A 13757-nucleotide genomic window follows, 5' to 3' on the forward strand; every position below is an offset into this window, starting at 1 on the left:
ACGTTGATTTTTTTCCAGCCGCCTCGACAGAGGATCAAGCTGGGCTATAACTAATCTGCTTTTCGCAAGTCATGAGGTAGAACATGAGCGACGATGATCTGGAAAACGACGAACTTGAAGTAGGTGACGACGACGAGGCTGATGATAGTCTCGACGCGGCAGCTGTTGACGACGACGTTACTGGCGAGGCCGATGACAGTGTCGGCGATGACGCAGCTCCTAAAGCCAAAGGCAAAGCCAAGGCCGCGGTTTCGGTCGATGAGTTGCCGAGCGTTGAAGCCAAGAACAAAGAGCGTGATGCCCTGGCCCGCGCGATGGAAGAGTTCCTCGCTAAAGGCGGCAAAGTGGTCGAAGTCGAGCCTAACGTGGTAGCCGATCCGCCCAAGAAGCCGGATAACAAGTACGGCAGCCGACCTATCTGAAGTCAGCCACCCGCTTGTAAGAAAAAGCCCGCCGTCGCTGCGGGCTTTTTCATGTCTGATGTTTTTGAGTCTTATGCGATTCAAATGTGGGATGAGGTTTACCCCCCGATAGCAGGGGATCAGTCCCTAAATTGCTGGCTGACCTATCGTAATCGGGGGCAAGTCCTCTCCCACCGCTGGATCTACAAGGTTATTGCCAACTGCGGAGCAGTTCCGGCAACTCCGTCAGGCTGCGAATCTGCGCATCCGGGCGCTTATCCGCCTCCCAAGCCTTGCCCGTCGGGTTGAACCACACCGCACGCAGCCCCGCCTGCTGTGCGCCGGCAATGTCGTCCCCTGGATGATCACCCACATGCACTGCCGCGTCCGCATTCACGCCGCCACGCTGCAAGGCTTCCTGAAACAACCGTGCATCCGGTTTGGCAATGCCGACATCCTCGGCCCGCAGGGCGAAGTGAAAGTAGTCCGCCAGGCCGACCCGCTGTACGTCAGCGTTACCGTTGGTGATGACCCCCAGCAGGTATTGGCGACGTAGCGCCTGCAGCATGGGTTCGGCCTCGGGGAAGACCGTCAGTTGATGGCGTGCATGGATGAACGCCTCAAAGCACACATCCGCCATTTCGGTGGCCTCGGGCTGTGGATAACCAGCCTCTTCGAATGCGTGCGTCAGTACCCGATGGCGCAACAGGCTGATGCGGTGCTTGAGTTCCGGGTGACGTTCCAGCACCTGTTGGCGCAATCTGGCGAAATGCTCCAGAGGCAGGTCTCCGACTTTGGACGCATGGGTCGCCAGCCATTCGCGCATCGACGCTTCGGCGCTGATGATGACCGGTACGTTGTCCCAGAGCGTGTCGTCCAGGTCGAAAGTGATCAGCTTGATAGTCATGAGTCGCCGCCCTTGATGCGTTTGGCCCTTGGATGGGCGCTGTCGTACACCGTTGCCAGGTGTTGAAAATCCAGGTGGGTGTAGATCTGTGTGGTCTTGATATCGGAGTGCCCGAGCAGTTCCTGTACGGCGCGCAGGTCTTGGGACGATTCCAGCAGATGACTGGCAAAGGAGTGCCGCAGCATATGCGGGTGCAGGTTTTGCCCCAATTCGCGCTCGCCCGCGGCCTTGACCCGGACCTGAATCGCCCGTGGCCCGAGGCGTCGGCCCTTCTGGCTGATGAAGACGGCGTCGTCCGCCGGGTTAGCCAGCGCCCGCAGCGCCAACCAATGCTGCAACGCTTCGCGGGCCTTGCTGCCCACGGGCAGTACGCGGGTCTTGCTGCCTTTACCGAGCACTTGCACTAAGCCGTCCGCCAGGTCCAGTTGGTCGAGATTCAAGCTGGTCAGCTCCGACAGGCGCAGGCCTGAGGAATAGAACAGCTCAAGGATTGCCTGGTCGCGGTGGGCGAGGAAATCATCTTCTACTGCGCCTTCAAGCAATTGCAGGGCGCGATCGGTATCCAAGGTCTTGGGCAGGCGCCGTTCGCCCTTGGGTGGTGACAGGCCATTGGCCGGGTCGTGGTCGCACAGGCCTTCGCGATTGAGGTAGTGATAAAGCCCGCGCACCGCCGACAGTAGACGAGACAGGCTGCGCGAGGATTGCCCCTGCTGATGCAGGCGCGCGATCAAACTGCGCAGGCTTTGGATATCCAGCGCTTTCCAACTGGCGATCTGCTGCTTTTCGCAGTAGGCCAGAACCTTGTTCAAGTCCCGCCGGTAGGCTTCCAGCGTGTGGGGCGACACCTGGCGCTCGTTGCGCAGGTGCGCGCAGTAAGCGTCCAGTTGCCGTTCCATAACTAGCGCACCGCGCGCAGGGAAGTGGTGAAGCGCGGCAGGACGCGGCCGAGCACTTCGGCGATATAGGTCAGGAACAGCGTGCCCACCGAGCTTTTGTAGTGCGCAGGGTCGCGGCTGCCAATAGCCAATACGCCGTGCAGGCCTTGATGGCTGAGGGCGACCACGGCGGTGGAGCCGATCTGTTTGCGCTGTTCGGCGCCGAACAGGAAGTCCAGTTCATGTTCGCGCAAGGTGCCGCTGACGGTCTTGCCTTCGCACAGCAGCCCGCCGATTGCGGTTTGAGCTTCGCTGCCACTGACCCATCGGCCCACCGGCATCGGGTTGTCGCTGAACAGAATGAGGCTGACAAAAGGCACCTGGAAGTCCTGGCGCAGGCTGTCTTCCACGGCCATCACCGTTTCTTCCAGGCTGGTGGCGTCCAGCAGGGTCAGTATCAGGCGGCGGGTTTTGTCGAACAGGCGATCGTTGTCGCGGGCCACGTCCATCAGGTGCGAGAGCCGATGGCGCATTTCGATATTGCGCTCGCGCAGGATCTTCATCTGACGTTCCACCAACGACACGGTATCGCCGCGCTGGTGGGGGATGCGCAAGGCCGGCAGCAGTTCGTCATGTTCGACGAAGAAATCCGGATGAGCCTCAAGGTACGCCGCGACGGCAGCGGCCTCCAGAGTTTCGCTCGGGGATGCTTGTGCGGGTACTTGAGGCTTATCGGTCATTGGATTGGCTCACTCATAGACGGACCTGTCCTTCGTATACGCGCGTGGCCGGCCCGGTCATCATCACCGGGTGGCCCGGGCCCGCCCATTCGATGGACAAGCGCCCACCGGGCAGGTCGATCAGCAGCGGCGAATCCATCCACCCCTGGCTGATCGCGGCGACGGCAGCGGCGCAGGCGCCGGTACCGCAGGCCTGGGTTTCGCCGGCGCCCCGTTCCCACACGCGCAATTGCGCGCGGTGACGGTCGATCACCTGCAAAAAGCCCACATTGACCCGCGCCGGGAAGCGCGGGTGGTTTTCGATTTTCGGCCCCAGTTCATGCACGGGGGCGTTATTGATATCGGTGACGCGCAGCACGGCGTGGGGGTTGCCCATGGACACGGCCGCCAGGTCGACCATTTTGCCGTCGACCTCTACGGCATAACTGGTCGCCTGCTCGCTGGCCTGGAACGGAATATCCGCCGGCACCAGACGTGGCGCGCCCATGTTGACGCTGATCTGGCCGTCGTTGCGGATATCCAGCTCGATCACGCCGCTCTTGGTCTCGACGCGAATCTGGCGCTTGGCGGTCAGGCGTTTGTCCAGCACGAAGCGCGCAAAGCAGCGCGCGCCGTTGCCGCACTGTTCCACTTCGGAACCGTCGGAGTTGAAGATCCGGTAACGGAAATCCACCTCCGGGTTAGTGGGCGCCTCAACGATCAGTAACTGGTCGAAGCCGACGCCGGTATGCCGGTCGCCCCACTGTTTGGCGTGCTTGGGCAGGATATGCGCGTGCTGGCTGACCAGGTCGAGAACCATGAAATCATTGCCCAGCCCGTGCATCTTGGTAAAACGCAGCAGCATGGCTTACTCCGGCAGCAGGCTTTCGCCAGCATACAACTCGGCTACCGTCTCGCGGCGACGCACTTCAAACGCTTGATCACCGTCCACCAGCACCTCGGCGGTACGGCCGCGGGTGTTGTAGTTGGAACTCATGACAAACCCGTAGGCACCGGCCGAATGCACGGCCAGCAGATCGCCTTCTTCCAGGGCGAGCTGACGATCCTTGGCCAGGAAGTCACCGGTCTCGCAGATCGGGCCGACGATGTCATAGGCGCGCGCTTCACTGTTGCGCGGCGTTACGGCGGTGACATTCATCCAGGCCTGGTACAGCGCCGGGCGGATCAGATCGTTCATCGCCGCGTCGACGATGGCGAAATCCTTATGCTCGGTGTGCTTGAGGTACTCGACCTGGGTCAGCAGTACGCCCGCGTTAGCGACGATATAGCGGCCCGGTTCGAACATCAGCGCCAGATCGCGGCCCTCGATGCGCTCGCGCACGGCCTGGATGTAATCGGCAATCAGCGGCGGCTCTTCATCGCGATAACGCACGCCGACGCCACCGCCCAGATCGATGTGGCGCAGGTAAATGCCACAGTCGCCCAGGCGGTCGATCAGTGCCAGCAGGCGGTCGAGCGCATCCAGGAACGGTGGCAGCGTGGTCAATTGCGAGCCGATATGGCAGTCGACACCCAGCACTTCCAGGTTCGGCAGTTGGGCGGCGCGGATGTACACGTCCTCGGCGTCGGCAATTGCGATGCCGAACTTGTTCTCTTTGAGACCGGTGGAAATGTACGGGTGGGTGCCGGCATCGACATCCGGGTTGACGCGTAGGGAGATCGGCGCACGAACACCCATCTCGGCGGCCACGACCTGGAGGCGCTCCAGCTCTTCGCTGGACTCGACGTTAAAGCAGTGCACGCCGACTTCCAGGGCGCGGCGCATATCTTCGCGGCTCTTGCCGACGCCGGAGAACACGATTTTGTCGGCCTGGCCGCCGGCGGCCAAAACACGTTCCAGCTCGCCACGGGACACAATGTCGAAACCGGCGCCCAGGCGCGCCAGGACATTGAGCACACCCAGGTTCGAGTTGGCCTTGACCGCGTAGCACACCAGGTGCGGCACGCCATTCAACGAATCGGTAAACGAGCGGTATTGCGCTTCGATGTGCGCACGGGAGTACACGTACGTCGGGGTGCCAAAGCGTTCGGCAATCGCGGACAGCGCCACGCCTTCCGCGAACAGCTCGCCGTCCCGGTAGTTAAAAGCGTCCATGGGGTTCCCTTATTCGAAGGTGTCGTGCTTATGCGCTTTTGCTGGCTTTTGCGACGATTGCGCCTGTTCGTTCGGGTCTTTGCTGTCATCGGGCAGGTACAGTGGGCCTTTTTGACCACAGGCACTAACGAGGCAAGCGACCGCGACGAGCGCAGCAAGGGAAGAGATCAGGCGCTTCATGGCGAAATCCTTGAATATGCATTAATTGCGCCCGAGTATACCCACCACCCGCCAGCTTGCCTATGCGCTGGAATACCCGTCCGGCGGGGGTTTGCCGTCTTAAGCGCGAAGCAGACTACGCTGGCTTGGGATATTTCATACCGAGATTGGTAATGAAATCGGTATCCTTTGCAATCGGCGAAGCTCGCCCGTATCGTGCGGCGCTTGAGCAAAACCAGACACTTTCGAGGTTGCCACAATGAGTTTGACCGAAGCCCGTTTTCACGACTTGGTGGATGCGACCCAGCAGGCGCTGGAGGATATTTTTGATGACAGCGGCCTGGACGTGGACCTGGAAAACTCGGCAGGCGTGCTGACCGTCAAATTCGAGAGTGGTCAGCAGCTGATCTTCAGTCGCCAGGAACCGCTGCGTCAGTTGTGGCTGGCCGCTCGCTCTGGTGGCGTTCACTTCGATTACGACGAAGAAAGCGGCAAATGGCAGTGCGACAAGAGTGAAGAGTTGTTGGGCGAAATGCTCGCGCGCCTGGTCGAGGAATATACCGGCGCCGAGCTGGACTTCGACGAGATCTGACCGTGACCCAGCCTGCACCCGTACGCCCGCCCAAGCCGCTGTTCAGCAATGTCAGCCCGGCGGTGCCGTCACCTTGTATCAGTTTGTGTCGTCTGGATGAGCACAAAGTCTGCCTTGGCTGCTTCCGGCATGTCGAAGACATTCGCGAATGGCGCTCCGCCGACGATGATCGGCGTCGGGTGATCCGCGCCGAAGCCGAGCAGCGCAGGGCCCGCGCCTGAGGCCGTCTTGTTTATTTGTGACGCTGTGTTAGTGTCCGGCTACGCCTCAACTCATCGAGGCCCGTGAGAACCCCGCCTTTTTCTGGCGGGGTTTTGCTTTTTTGTGCAGAAAAAAGGAGTCTGCCTGAATCATGACCACCGCACCGTCCATCATCCTCACCCGCCTTGACGTGCAGCGTCTGGAGCAACTGATCGATCGCTTGGGCGACGAGTCTCCCGGCGTCGAAGCGTTGCAAGCCGAACTCGACCGCGCCGAAGATGTGGTCGGCCACGATGAAGTGCCTGCGGGTGTCGTGACCATGAATTCCAGCGTGCATTGCCGCGAGCAAGGCAGCGGTAAGGACTACCACCTGACTCTGGTCTACCCCAAAGACGCCAACGCCGACGCCGGCAAGATCTCGATCCTGGCGCCTGTCGGCAGCGCGCTGCTCGGCCTGCAGGTGGGCCAGCATATCGACTGGCCGGCTCCGGGTGGCAAGACCCTCAAACTGGAACTGCTCAGTGTCGAAGGCCAGCCAAAAGATGGTGGCGCCTTTCCTCTCTAAATCTGGCTCAGCGCTTCGTTGAGCGACCGTTCCAGTTCGGCCTTATAGCGCAGATACAGGTTGCTTGGGCTTTGCACATCACCGAGCAGGCCTGACAGGTCCAGGTCGGTGATGTAGCAGCGGTAGCGCTCGGGTTCCCGGCGCTGCCCGACAATTTCCTGGGCGACCACGGTGAAGAGTTGATCGCCGAATTCCAGCTCGGAAAACTCCCGCTGATTGCAGTACAGGGTGATGCTCACTTGGCCCGGTGCCGCCTTGCCGATAATCGCCTGCACGTCATAGAACGGTTTGTTCGCCGGGGTCAAAGGCGCTGGCCGAGGTTCGACGCCACGGGCGCGGCCGCTGCCTGATGGCAACAACTGGTAATACAGCGTTTGCACGGCACTCATGGGTTGCTGCGGGTCCAGCGGTGACAGCGCATCGCGGCGATAGATGATCGATTGCAAAAAGCGCTGCAACGGCACCAACAGGCTCTGTTCATCATGGAAGGGCAAGCGCTGTTGCCAGAGCGAGTTGAACTCATCGAGCACGTACAACTCGGCGAAATCTTCATTGACCCGGTAGAACACCTGCACGCAGGCCGCCATGCCCATGGGCAGCAAGAGCGCCAGGTCGTGATCTTCCAGGGCCATGGCGTCCAGGTGTAGCGGACTGTAGCTGGCCAATTCTTCGCTGAGGTAAGCGATCAGCGCCTCCTGAGTGGCCAACGAAACGTGGGTGGCCTGGCCCGGCATCAACTCCATCACATGGTAGTGCTGCTGCACTTGCAGCAGATAGCGATGGTTGGACTGACCCAGCAGCAGGTGTTGCGCGGTGTCGAAGACTTCCTCCACACGTTGCGCGATGAATTGCGCACGGTTGTGACAGAAGCAGCGCACCCGCAGGCGCGGCAGATGACCCGGTGGCAGCTGGTTGAGGTAATCCCGTAAGCAATCGAGCAACGCATGGGGGCCGTCGTAGCGGCTGACCATCACCTCGTTCCAGCTGTTGAGGGTCACTTGGTCGAGGGTCAGCACCAGGTTATCGCGCACCCCGGCGTAACTCAGGGAATCGGTGCGCTCGGTGGTCATCAGGATGTTCAGCTCGCGGTGATGCTTGAGCGGGTCGACGCCGACATTGATCAGCAACAGCACCTCCTCGGGTACCGCCGAACGCAGCAGGCGCTCTTCATCGACGCTGGCCAGGGGCAAAGCGATGGTCTGTTGCAGGCTGCCCAACAGATTGAACAGCTCGAATTCGGTCATGTCGCTGACACCGGGGTGCAGGGCCAGCCGTGTGCTGCTGTCGATGACGCCGTTGCGATGGCACCAGGTGAGCATTTCCAGCAGATCGCGGCTGCGCTTGATCGGCGCGAAGTGTTCGCACTCCAGAGCAGTGAGATTGCCGTTATATAAACTCCAGTGATGCTGGCCCGGCTCTTTGCGGTTAGGCGATTGAAGCAGGGTGAGGGTGTCTTCGGCCAAGTCCGGGGCGATACCCGGGTTGATGAATTCGACTTTGCCGGCTTTGCGCTCGAACGCGGCGTACAGGCGCCGGCCCAGCACATTGAGGTCGCGCTTGTTGATCAAACTGACGGTCTGTTCGGTGCGGGCGAATTGGGTCAGGAAGCGGTAGCTGTGGTTGAGCTCGTTGACCAGGGCGCGGCGTTCGGAAGCCACTTGGCGCACCTTCCACTGGCTTCGGCTATCCAGTAACGCCAGTTGACGCGGGTCCCAACCCCACTCCTGGGCCAGGCGTTCGAGCAACAGGTGTTGCCAACTGCTGGCGCGCTGCCCGGCGCTGAGCTTGCGGTTGACCTTCAGGTACAGACTGCGCCGCACCAGCTCCAGCCGTTCCGGCTCGTTACGCTGCTTGAGGTAGCCCTCGATATGGCGGTAGACCACAACGTAGGGGTCCAGCTCGTCCAAGTCCATTTGATTGGCGTACACGGCCTGTTTGAAGCGCAGGCTCAGGCATTGCACCTGCGGGTGTTCGCTGGCGTACACCTCGGTCAGCAACAGCTTGAGCACCGACTTGTAAGGCGACTCGATGCCTTTGAACAACTGCCACAGCCCGGCGCCCATGAATTCGCCCGGTGGGATGCGCGCCAGGTGGCCAAGGTCCAGGGTTTCATCGGCGCGAATAAAGCGCTTGGACAGCAGCGTATGGGTGAATTCGGCGTAGCGGGTTTCTTCATATACCGGCACCAGCCACCAGATCGGTGTACGACCGGCCAGCCAGATGGCGGTGCGATAGAACTCATCGAGCAGCAAATAGTGCTGGGTCGTGCCGCAGTCGTCGGAGCTGAGTTGGGTGTCGCGCTCGCCGAGTACGAAGCGCGTCGGTTCGATCAGAAAAAAGTGCGCCTCGGCGCCCATGCTCTGGGCCCAGGCCTCCAGCAATTGGCACTTTTTGCGCAGTTCGGCCAGCTCGTTTTCGCCCAGATCCGCCGCGTGGCATACCCACACATCCATGTCGCTTTGGTCGGCCTGGGCCAGCGTGCCAAGGCTGCCCATCAGGAACAGCCCATGGATCGGTCGGGGCGGGTTGCCATGGCGCGGTTTATAGGCGAACGAGCGGGTCAGGCGCTGGGCTTCGATCAGTGCTTGGGGGGTAGGCTCGAAATTCGACAGCCCCGCCGGCGTGCTGCCCGAGACATAACCGGGCAAGAGCGGGTGATTGACGTGAAAGAACAGCGGCAACAGGGTCAGTACGCTTTGCTGGCGAGGTGTCAGCCCCTCGACGGCGCGGGCCATGCGGCCTTCATTGAGCGCCATGAAACGCGCGCGCAACTGTGCAAGCACCTTGCGGTCGATGCCTTCGTCCAAGTCGGGGCGGATTTCATGGGTGCGGGTCATGTCGAACTCGTTGGCTCGCAGAGCCCGGCGTGGGCGGCCGTGTAGGAGTTTACAGTCAGAAACGTAGGAGGTTTAGAGGGAAATGGTTTTTTGGCGTCAGAATTTTACAGTCGCTCAGGCGACGCCCTCGGAATCCGCGGCGGCGGACTCCATGGGTGGCATCCGGAATCAGGCGGCTTCTTTGTTCGTGGCAGTGGTCAAGATGGTCAGCAGGGTTTGCGCTTGCTCGGCAGCATCGCGGCCAAGGCTGGTCAGATAGCCCCCATCCGGCTGGTCGATCAGTTTTTTATCGAAGAGACGTTTGACTGCGGCGATAGCGCTGGGCGCGGCGGTCTGATGGACTTTCAGGCCTTCCTGGGTGCTGTCCAAGGGGAAGAGTGCGAGGATTTCCAGTTCGGCAACCAACTCAGGGGTATACGACATAAGGACTCCAGACTTTCTAAATTTATTAGAGGCTAGCAGGCCATAAGGTGAACTCACTTTGCCGAACTGTCCAGCGTGTTGCTGCGTCTCGGAGCTATTCCTTTTCCGGCGGCAGCTCGGGCAGTGCGCGCAGCGCTGTTTCGTACCATTGGGTATCGAACGCGCGATCCTCGTACAGCATGGCGCCAATTTCGAAAGCCAGCACATGAGCCATCAGGTTTAGAATTTCTTCCCGCTCATAGCCCACCAACGTCAGCTTGTTGAATGTGGCCTTGGCGGCGGGTGGGTTGTCACTTTCGATCTGGTTTTCGATCGCTCCGATCAGCATATGTTCGGCAAAAGCTTCTTCGTCATTGTCGATATCAGTGGGCTCGCTCATGGCGGTGCTCCTCAAGGAAAGGGCGCCAGTCTACCCCCATTCAAGCAGGTGATGCTGCTGGTCAAGCGGCCACCGGGCGTCTATAACGCTTGCAGCCAACCCCGCACACGGCCTGGAGGCTTTGCGATGCTCAAGCTTTACGGATTTTCGGTCAGCAACTACTACAACATGGTGAAACTGGCGCTGCTGGAGAAGGGCCTGCCCTTCGAAGAAGTACTGTTTTATGCCGGGCAGGCCCCTGACGTACTGGCGGTCAGCCCGCGCGGCAAGGTGCCGGTGCTGGAGGTGAAGCAGGGCTTTATCAATGAAACCAGCGTGATCTTGGAATATATCGAACAAACCCAGGAAGGGCCGTCACTGCTCCCGGCCGACCCGTTCGAGCGCGCCCAGGTGTTGGCCTTGTGCCGGGAAATCGAGCTCTATATCGAACTGCCCGCGCGCGCCTGCTTTGGCGAAGCATTTTTTGGCGTAGTGGTTGCGGAGGCGATCAAGGAAAAATCCAAGGCGGAATTGCTCTTGGGCATCGCTTCGCTGGGGCGGCATGGCAAGTTTGCGCCGTTTGTAGCGGGGGAGAGCTTCACCATTGCGGATCTGTACTTCATGTACAGCTTGAACCTGGCCTGCGGGGTCGGCGAGAAGTTGTTCGGGCTGGACTTGCTGGCGCAGTTGCCGGCGGCCAAAGCGTTGCTGGATCGCCTTAACGCAATGCCCAACGCGCAAAAAGTGGAGGCGGACAGGCAAGCCGCGATGCCGGCGTTCCTGGCCATGGTGGCGGCGAAAAAGTGATCAAGTGTGGGAGGGGGCAACCCCCTCCCACTACTGTACTCAGCGGTTGGCGAGCAGGGCCTGGCCGCGCGCGACCGCTGCCTTGACCTGCGCCGGCGCGGTGCCGCCCACATGGTTACGGGCGTTGACCGAACCTTCCAGGGTCAGCACGGCAAACACGTCCTGCTCGATCTGATCGCTGAACTGGCGCAGTTCTTCCAGGCTCATTTCCGCCAGGTCCTTGCCGGTGTCCACGCCATATTTCACGGCGTGGCCAACGATTTCGTGGCAGTCGCGGAACGGCAGGCCACGGCGCACCAGGTAGTCCGCCAGGTCAGTCGCCGTGGAGAACCCGCGCAAAGCCGCTTCGCGCATGATGGCGTGCTTGGGCTTGATCGCTGGGATCATGTCGGCAAACGCGCGCAACGAATCGCGCAAGGTGTCGGCGGCGTCGAACAGCGGTTCCTTGTCTTCCTGATTGTCCTTGTTGTAGGCCAATGGCTGGCCCTTCATCAAGGTCAGCAGGCCCATCAGCGCGCCGAATACACGGCCGCTCTTGCCACGTACCAGCTCTGGCACGTCGGGGTTTTTCTTTTGCGGCATGATCGAGCTGCCGGTGCAGAAACGGTCCGGCAAATCGATGAACTGGAATTGTGCACTGGTCCACAGCACCAGCTCTTCGGAGAACCGCGACAAGTGCATCATCGCGATGCTGGCGGCGGCGCAGAATTCGATGGCGAAGTCACGGTCCGAAACGCCATCCAGGGAGTTGCCGCCCACGGCGTCGAAACCCAGCAGTTGCGCGGTGTATTCGCGGTCGATCGGGTAGGTCGTACCGGCTAGCGCGGCGCTGCCCAAAGGCATGCGATTGGCGCGCTTGCGGCAGTCCACCAGGCGCTCGTAGTCGCGGCTGAGCATTTCGAACCAGGCCAACAGGTGGTGGCCGAAGGTCACGGGCTGTGCGGTCTGCAGATGGGTGAAGCCGGGCATGATGGTGTCCGATTCACGCTCGGCTTGCTCAAGCAGGCCTTTTTGCAGGCGGGTGATTTCGGACAGGATCAGGTCGATTTCGTCACGCAGCCATAGGCGAATATCGGTAGCGACTTGGTCGTTACGGCTGCGTCCGGTGTGCAATTTCTTGCCAGTCACACCGATACGATCGGTGAGGCGGGCTTCGATATTCATGTGCACGTCTTCCAGGTCGACGCGCCAGTCGAACGTACCGGCTTCGATCTCACCGCGGATGGTGGTCAGGCCGTCGATGATGCTGTCGCGCTCGGGCTCTGTCAGCACGCCGACCTTGGCCAGCATGGTGGCGTGGGCGATGGAGCCCATGATGTCGTGGCGGTACAGGCGCTGGTCGAAGGTGACGGAGGCGGTGAAGCGCGCGACGAAGGCGTCGACGGGTTCACTGAAGCGGCCGCCCCAGGACTGGTTGGTCTTGTCGGTGCTCATGGATTCGCTCGTGAGTTGCTTTAATAAAAAGGCGTGGAAGTGTGGCGCCGATCATAACAGGGTTGCTCGCGGAGGCGGTGGCGCGGGTCGTCGGCATTTTTATTTGTGCAAAGGATGGCTAAGTGCCTTGCCGTCGATCGCGTCCGGGACGAGACTGGAAAAAGAGACTTATTGAAACGATATTTGACGATTGAGCAATGTCGTCTCGGCAAGCGTCTACAGTTGGACTGATAGTGTGTGAATGCACCAAAGTCGGGTAATGCGGTCAGAGCCCAGACTAACCATTAAACAAGGGGGGTATTCGGATTGTGTATCAGCAAACCCTACGACGATGCCCGAAGGCAGCGGGTCTTGGGCGCTAATGAACAGGTCCGGGTAAATATGGGTGCCACCTTCGGGGCACTTTTTGCCGCTCGCACGAGTCTTAGCGTGGATCGCTGTGACGCAAGTCACCGCACCTGTCTACGTTATCCTTGTGCGAGACTCACGCAGGAATCCAGCGCAATATGAATGTCCTGATCGTTGATGACGAACCCCAAGCCCGCGAGCGACTGAGTCGTTTAATCAGTGAACTCGAGGGTTATACCGTTCTTGAACCGAGCGCCACCACCGGTGAGGAGGCGTTGACGCTGATCGACAGCCTCAAGCCCGATGTGCTGTTGCTCGATATCCGTATGCCGGGCCTGGATGGTCTGCAGGTTGCTGCCCGCCTGAGTGAGCGCGAATCGCCACCGGCCTTGGTATTGTGTGCGGCTCAGGACGAGTTTCCCGCGCAGACGCTGGAAGACAGTGGCGTGAGCTTTGTGACCAAACCGGCGACGGCCGAAGCGTTGCTCAAAGCCCTGAAAAAGGCCGAGCGCCCCAGCCGCGCCCAGCTCGCCGCGTTGACCCAGCCCGCCGCCCAAAGTGGCAACGGCCCCCGCAGCCATATCAGTGCACGTACCCGCAAAGGCATCGAGTTGATCCCTCTGAATCAAGTGGTCTACTTCATCGCCGATCACAAGTACGTCACGCTGCGTCACGAAGCGGGTGAAGTCTTGTTGGATGAACCGCTCAAGGCCCTTGAAGATGAGTTCGGCGACCGCTTCGTGCGTATCCACCGCAATGCGTTGGTGGCCCGTGAGCGTATCGAGCGTCTGCAACGTACGCCGCTGGGGCACTTTCAGTTGTTCCTCAAAGGGCTCAACGGCGATGCCTTGATTGTCAGTCGTCGGCATGTCGCCGGCGTGCGCAAAATGATGCAGCAGCTTTAGCCCGAGGGCTTTAGCGGGGCTGCATTCCTTATCCCGGTGCGACGAGGCCAGGGAGGCCCCGCACTTGCTGATTCAAATCAAGGCGTATTTGCCTGAGCTGTTATTATCTG

The 13757-nt window shown here is 60.5% G+C and carries 16 protein-coding genes and 1 pseudogene; 7 read left to right on the forward strand and 10 right to left on the reverse strand.

Annotated elements, in window-relative coordinates:
* Positions 1 to 83 precede the first annotated feature (83 nt).
* On the forward strand, positions 84 to 422 hold the full coding sequence (gene sutA / locus K1567_RS16975; protein WP_034101450.1) for a transcriptional regulator SutA: 339 nt from the start codon (positions 84 to 86) through the stop codon (positions 420 to 422).
* A gap of 190 nt (positions 423 to 612) precedes the next feature.
* Here the strand turns inward: sutA and K1567_RS16980 are convergent, their stop codons facing one another.
* From K1567_RS16980 to K1567_RS17005, 6 genes are read right to left on the reverse strand one after another with little or no spacing between them, the layout of a single operon-like run.
* The gene (locus K1567_RS16980; protein ID WP_220698668.1) at positions 613 to 1308 is read right to left on the reverse strand and encodes an HAD family hydrolase; all 696 of its coding nucleotides are present in this window, start codon (positions 1306 to 1308) and stop codon (positions 613 to 615) included.
* Positions 1305 to 2204: a tyrosine recombinase XerC gene (gene xerC, locus K1567_RS16985; protein WP_034139782.1), complete on the reverse strand. Its 900-nt coding sequence runs from the start codon at positions 2202 to 2204 to the stop codon at positions 1305 to 1307. Before xerC ends, K1567_RS16980 begins: the two co-directional genes overlap by 4 nt.
* Before the next feature lie 2 nt (positions 2205 to 2206).
* Positions 2207 to 2923, reverse strand: a complete 717-nt coding sequence (locus K1567_RS16990) for a DUF484 family protein (protein WP_034101447.1) — start codon at positions 2921 to 2923, stop codon at positions 2207 to 2209.
* Positions 2924 to 2936: 13 nt separating this feature from the next.
* Positions 2937 to 3767: a diaminopimelate epimerase gene (dapF, locus tag K1567_RS16995; RefSeq protein WP_220698669.1), complete on the reverse strand. Its 831-nt coding sequence runs from the start codon at positions 3765 to 3767 to the stop codon at positions 2937 to 2939.
* 3 nt (positions 3768 to 3770) lie between these two features.
* A complete protein-coding gene (gene lysA / locus K1567_RS17000; RefSeq protein WP_034101445.1) occupies positions 3771 to 5018 on the reverse strand; it encodes a diaminopimelate decarboxylase in 1248 nt (415 codons plus the stop codon).
* Positions 5019 to 5027: 9 nt separating this feature from the next.
* Entirely contained in the window at positions 5028 to 5198 is a 171-nt protein-coding gene (locus tag K1567_RS17005; protein ID WP_034101444.1) for an LPS translocon maturation chaperone LptM, read from the reverse strand.
* A gap of 238 nt (positions 5199 to 5436) precedes the next feature.
* Between K1567_RS17005 and cyaY the strand changes: the two genes are divergently transcribed.
* The 3 genes from cyaY (at position 5437) to rnk (ending at position 6535) form a co-directional block, all read left to right on the forward strand.
* The gene (gene cyaY / locus K1567_RS17010; protein ID WP_034101443.1) at positions 5437 to 5769 is read left to right on the forward strand and encodes an iron donor protein CyaY; all 333 of its coding nucleotides are present in this window, start codon (positions 5437 to 5439) and stop codon (positions 5767 to 5769) included.
* Between the two features lie 2 nt (positions 5770 to 5771).
* The gene (locus K1567_RS17015) at positions 5772 to 5990 is read left to right on the forward strand and encodes a DUF1289 domain-containing protein (RefSeq protein ID WP_034101442.1); all 219 of its coding nucleotides are present in this window, start codon (positions 5772 to 5774) and stop codon (positions 5988 to 5990) included.
* 131 nt (positions 5991 to 6121) lie between these two features.
* Positions 6122 to 6535 (forward strand): nucleoside diphosphate kinase regulator, encoded by a 414-nt coding sequence (gene rnk / locus K1567_RS17020; RefSeq protein WP_034101441.1) that lies wholly within the window; start codon positions 6122 to 6124, stop codon positions 6533 to 6535.
* Here rnk and K1567_RS17025 read toward each other — a convergent pair.
* The 3 genes from K1567_RS17025 to K1567_RS17035 form a co-directional block, all read right to left on the reverse strand.
* Complete coding sequence (locus K1567_RS17025) at positions 6532 to 9372, reverse strand: class I adenylate cyclase (RefSeq protein WP_167416987.1); 2841 nt, start codon at positions 9370 to 9372, stop codon at positions 6532 to 6534. The two genes, rnk and K1567_RS17025, sit on opposite strands and share 4 nt — an antisense overlap.
* A gap of 168 nt (positions 9373 to 9540) precedes the next feature.
* Complete coding sequence (locus K1567_RS17030; protein ID WP_034101439.1) at positions 9541 to 9795, reverse strand: TIGR02647 family protein; 255 nt, start codon at positions 9793 to 9795, stop codon at positions 9541 to 9543.
* A 94-nt stretch (positions 9796 to 9889) separates the two neighbouring features.
* Positions 9890 to 10174 (reverse strand): hypothetical protein, encoded by a 285-nt coding sequence (locus K1567_RS17035; protein ID WP_040266841.1) that lies wholly within the window; start codon positions 10172 to 10174, stop codon positions 9890 to 9892.
* Positions 10175 to 10300: 126 nt separating this feature from the next.
* Between K1567_RS17035 and K1567_RS17040 the strand changes: the two genes are divergently transcribed.
* A complete protein-coding gene (locus K1567_RS17040) occupies positions 10301 to 10960 on the forward strand; it encodes a glutathione S-transferase family protein (RefSeq protein ID WP_034101437.1) in 660 nt (219 codons plus the stop codon).
* 39 nt (positions 10961 to 10999) lie between these two features.
* Here K1567_RS17040 and argH read toward each other — a convergent pair whose 3' ends face one another.
* A complete protein-coding gene (gene argH, locus K1567_RS17045; RefSeq protein WP_034101436.1) occupies positions 11000 to 12394 on the reverse strand; it encodes an argininosuccinate lyase in 1395 nt (464 codons plus the stop codon).
* A 393-nt stretch (positions 12395 to 12787) separates the two neighbouring features.
* Here argH and K1567_RS28035 point away from each other — a divergent pair.
* Positions 12788 to 12904 (forward strand): annotated as a pseudogene (locus K1567_RS28035) (sensor histidine kinase); the annotation flags it as partial.
* Entirely contained in the window at positions 12901 to 13647 is a 747-nt protein-coding gene (locus K1567_RS17050) for a LytTR family DNA-binding domain-containing protein (protein ID WP_034101435.1), read from the forward strand. The pseudogene K1567_RS28035 and the gene K1567_RS17050, both read left to right, overlap by 4 nt.
* The last annotated feature ends 110 nt before the right edge of the window (positions 13648 to 13757 follow it).

Origin of the sequence: Pseudomonas sp. S5F11, from assembly GCF_019641515.1 — a bacterium.
Lineage (GTDB): Bacteria > Pseudomonadota > Gammaproteobacteria > Pseudomonadales > Pseudomonadaceae > Aquipseudomonas > Aquipseudomonas rhodesiae.

Bases quoted from the DNA above. Each gene is read 5' to 3' on its own strand.
- sutA (WP_034101450.1), top strand. From the start codon at position 84: ATGAGCGACGATGATCTGGAAAACGACGAACTTGAAGTAGGTGACGAC.
- K1567_RS16980 (WP_220698668.1), bottom strand. From the start codon at position 1,308: ATGACTATCAAGCTGATCACTTTCGACCTGGACGACACGCTCTGGGAC.
- xerC (WP_034139782.1), bottom strand. From the start codon at position 2,204: ATGGAACGGCAACTGGACGCTTACTGCGCGCACCTGCGCAACGAGCGC.
- K1567_RS16990 (WP_034101447.1), bottom strand. From the start codon at position 2,923: ATGACCGATAAGCCTCAAGTACCCGCACAAGCATCCCCGAGCGAAACT.
- dapF (WP_220698669.1), bottom strand. From the start codon at position 3,767: ATGCTGCTGCGTTTTACCAAGATGCACGGGCTGGGCAATGATTTCATG.
- lysA (WP_034101445.1), bottom strand. From the start codon at position 5,018: ATGGACGCTTTTAACTACCGGGACGGCGAGCTGTTCGCGGAAGGCGTG.
- K1567_RS17005 (WP_034101444.1), bottom strand. From the start codon at position 5,198: ATGAAGCGCCTGATCTCTTCCCTTGCTGCGCTCGTCGCGGTCGCTTGC.
- cyaY (WP_034101443.1), top strand. From the start codon at position 5,437: ATGAGTTTGACCGAAGCCCGTTTTCACGACTTGGTGGATGCGACCCAG.
- rnk (WP_034101441.1), top strand. From the start codon at position 6,122: ATGACCACCGCACCGTCCATCATCCTCACCCGCCTTGACGTGCAGCGT.
- K1567_RS17025 (WP_167416987.1), bottom strand. From the start codon at position 9,372: ATGACCCGCACCCATGAAATCCGCCCCGACTTGGACGAAGGCATCGAC.
- K1567_RS17030 (WP_034101439.1), bottom strand. From the start codon at position 9,795: ATGTCGTATACCCCTGAGTTGGTTGCCGAACTGGAAATCCTCGCACTC.
- K1567_RS17035 (WP_040266841.1), bottom strand. From the start codon at position 10,174: ATGAGCGAGCCCACTGATATCGACAATGACGAAGAAGCTTTTGCCGAA.
- K1567_RS17040 (WP_034101437.1), top strand. From the start codon at position 10,301: ATGCTCAAGCTTTACGGATTTTCGGTCAGCAACTACTACAACATGGTG.
- argH (WP_034101436.1), bottom strand. From the start codon at position 12,394: ATGAGCACCGACAAGACCAACCAGTCCTGGGGCGGCCGCTTCAGTGAA.
- K1567_RS17050 (WP_034101435.1), top strand. From the start codon at position 12,901: ATGAATGTCCTGATCGTTGATGACGAACCCCAAGCCCGCGAGCGACTG.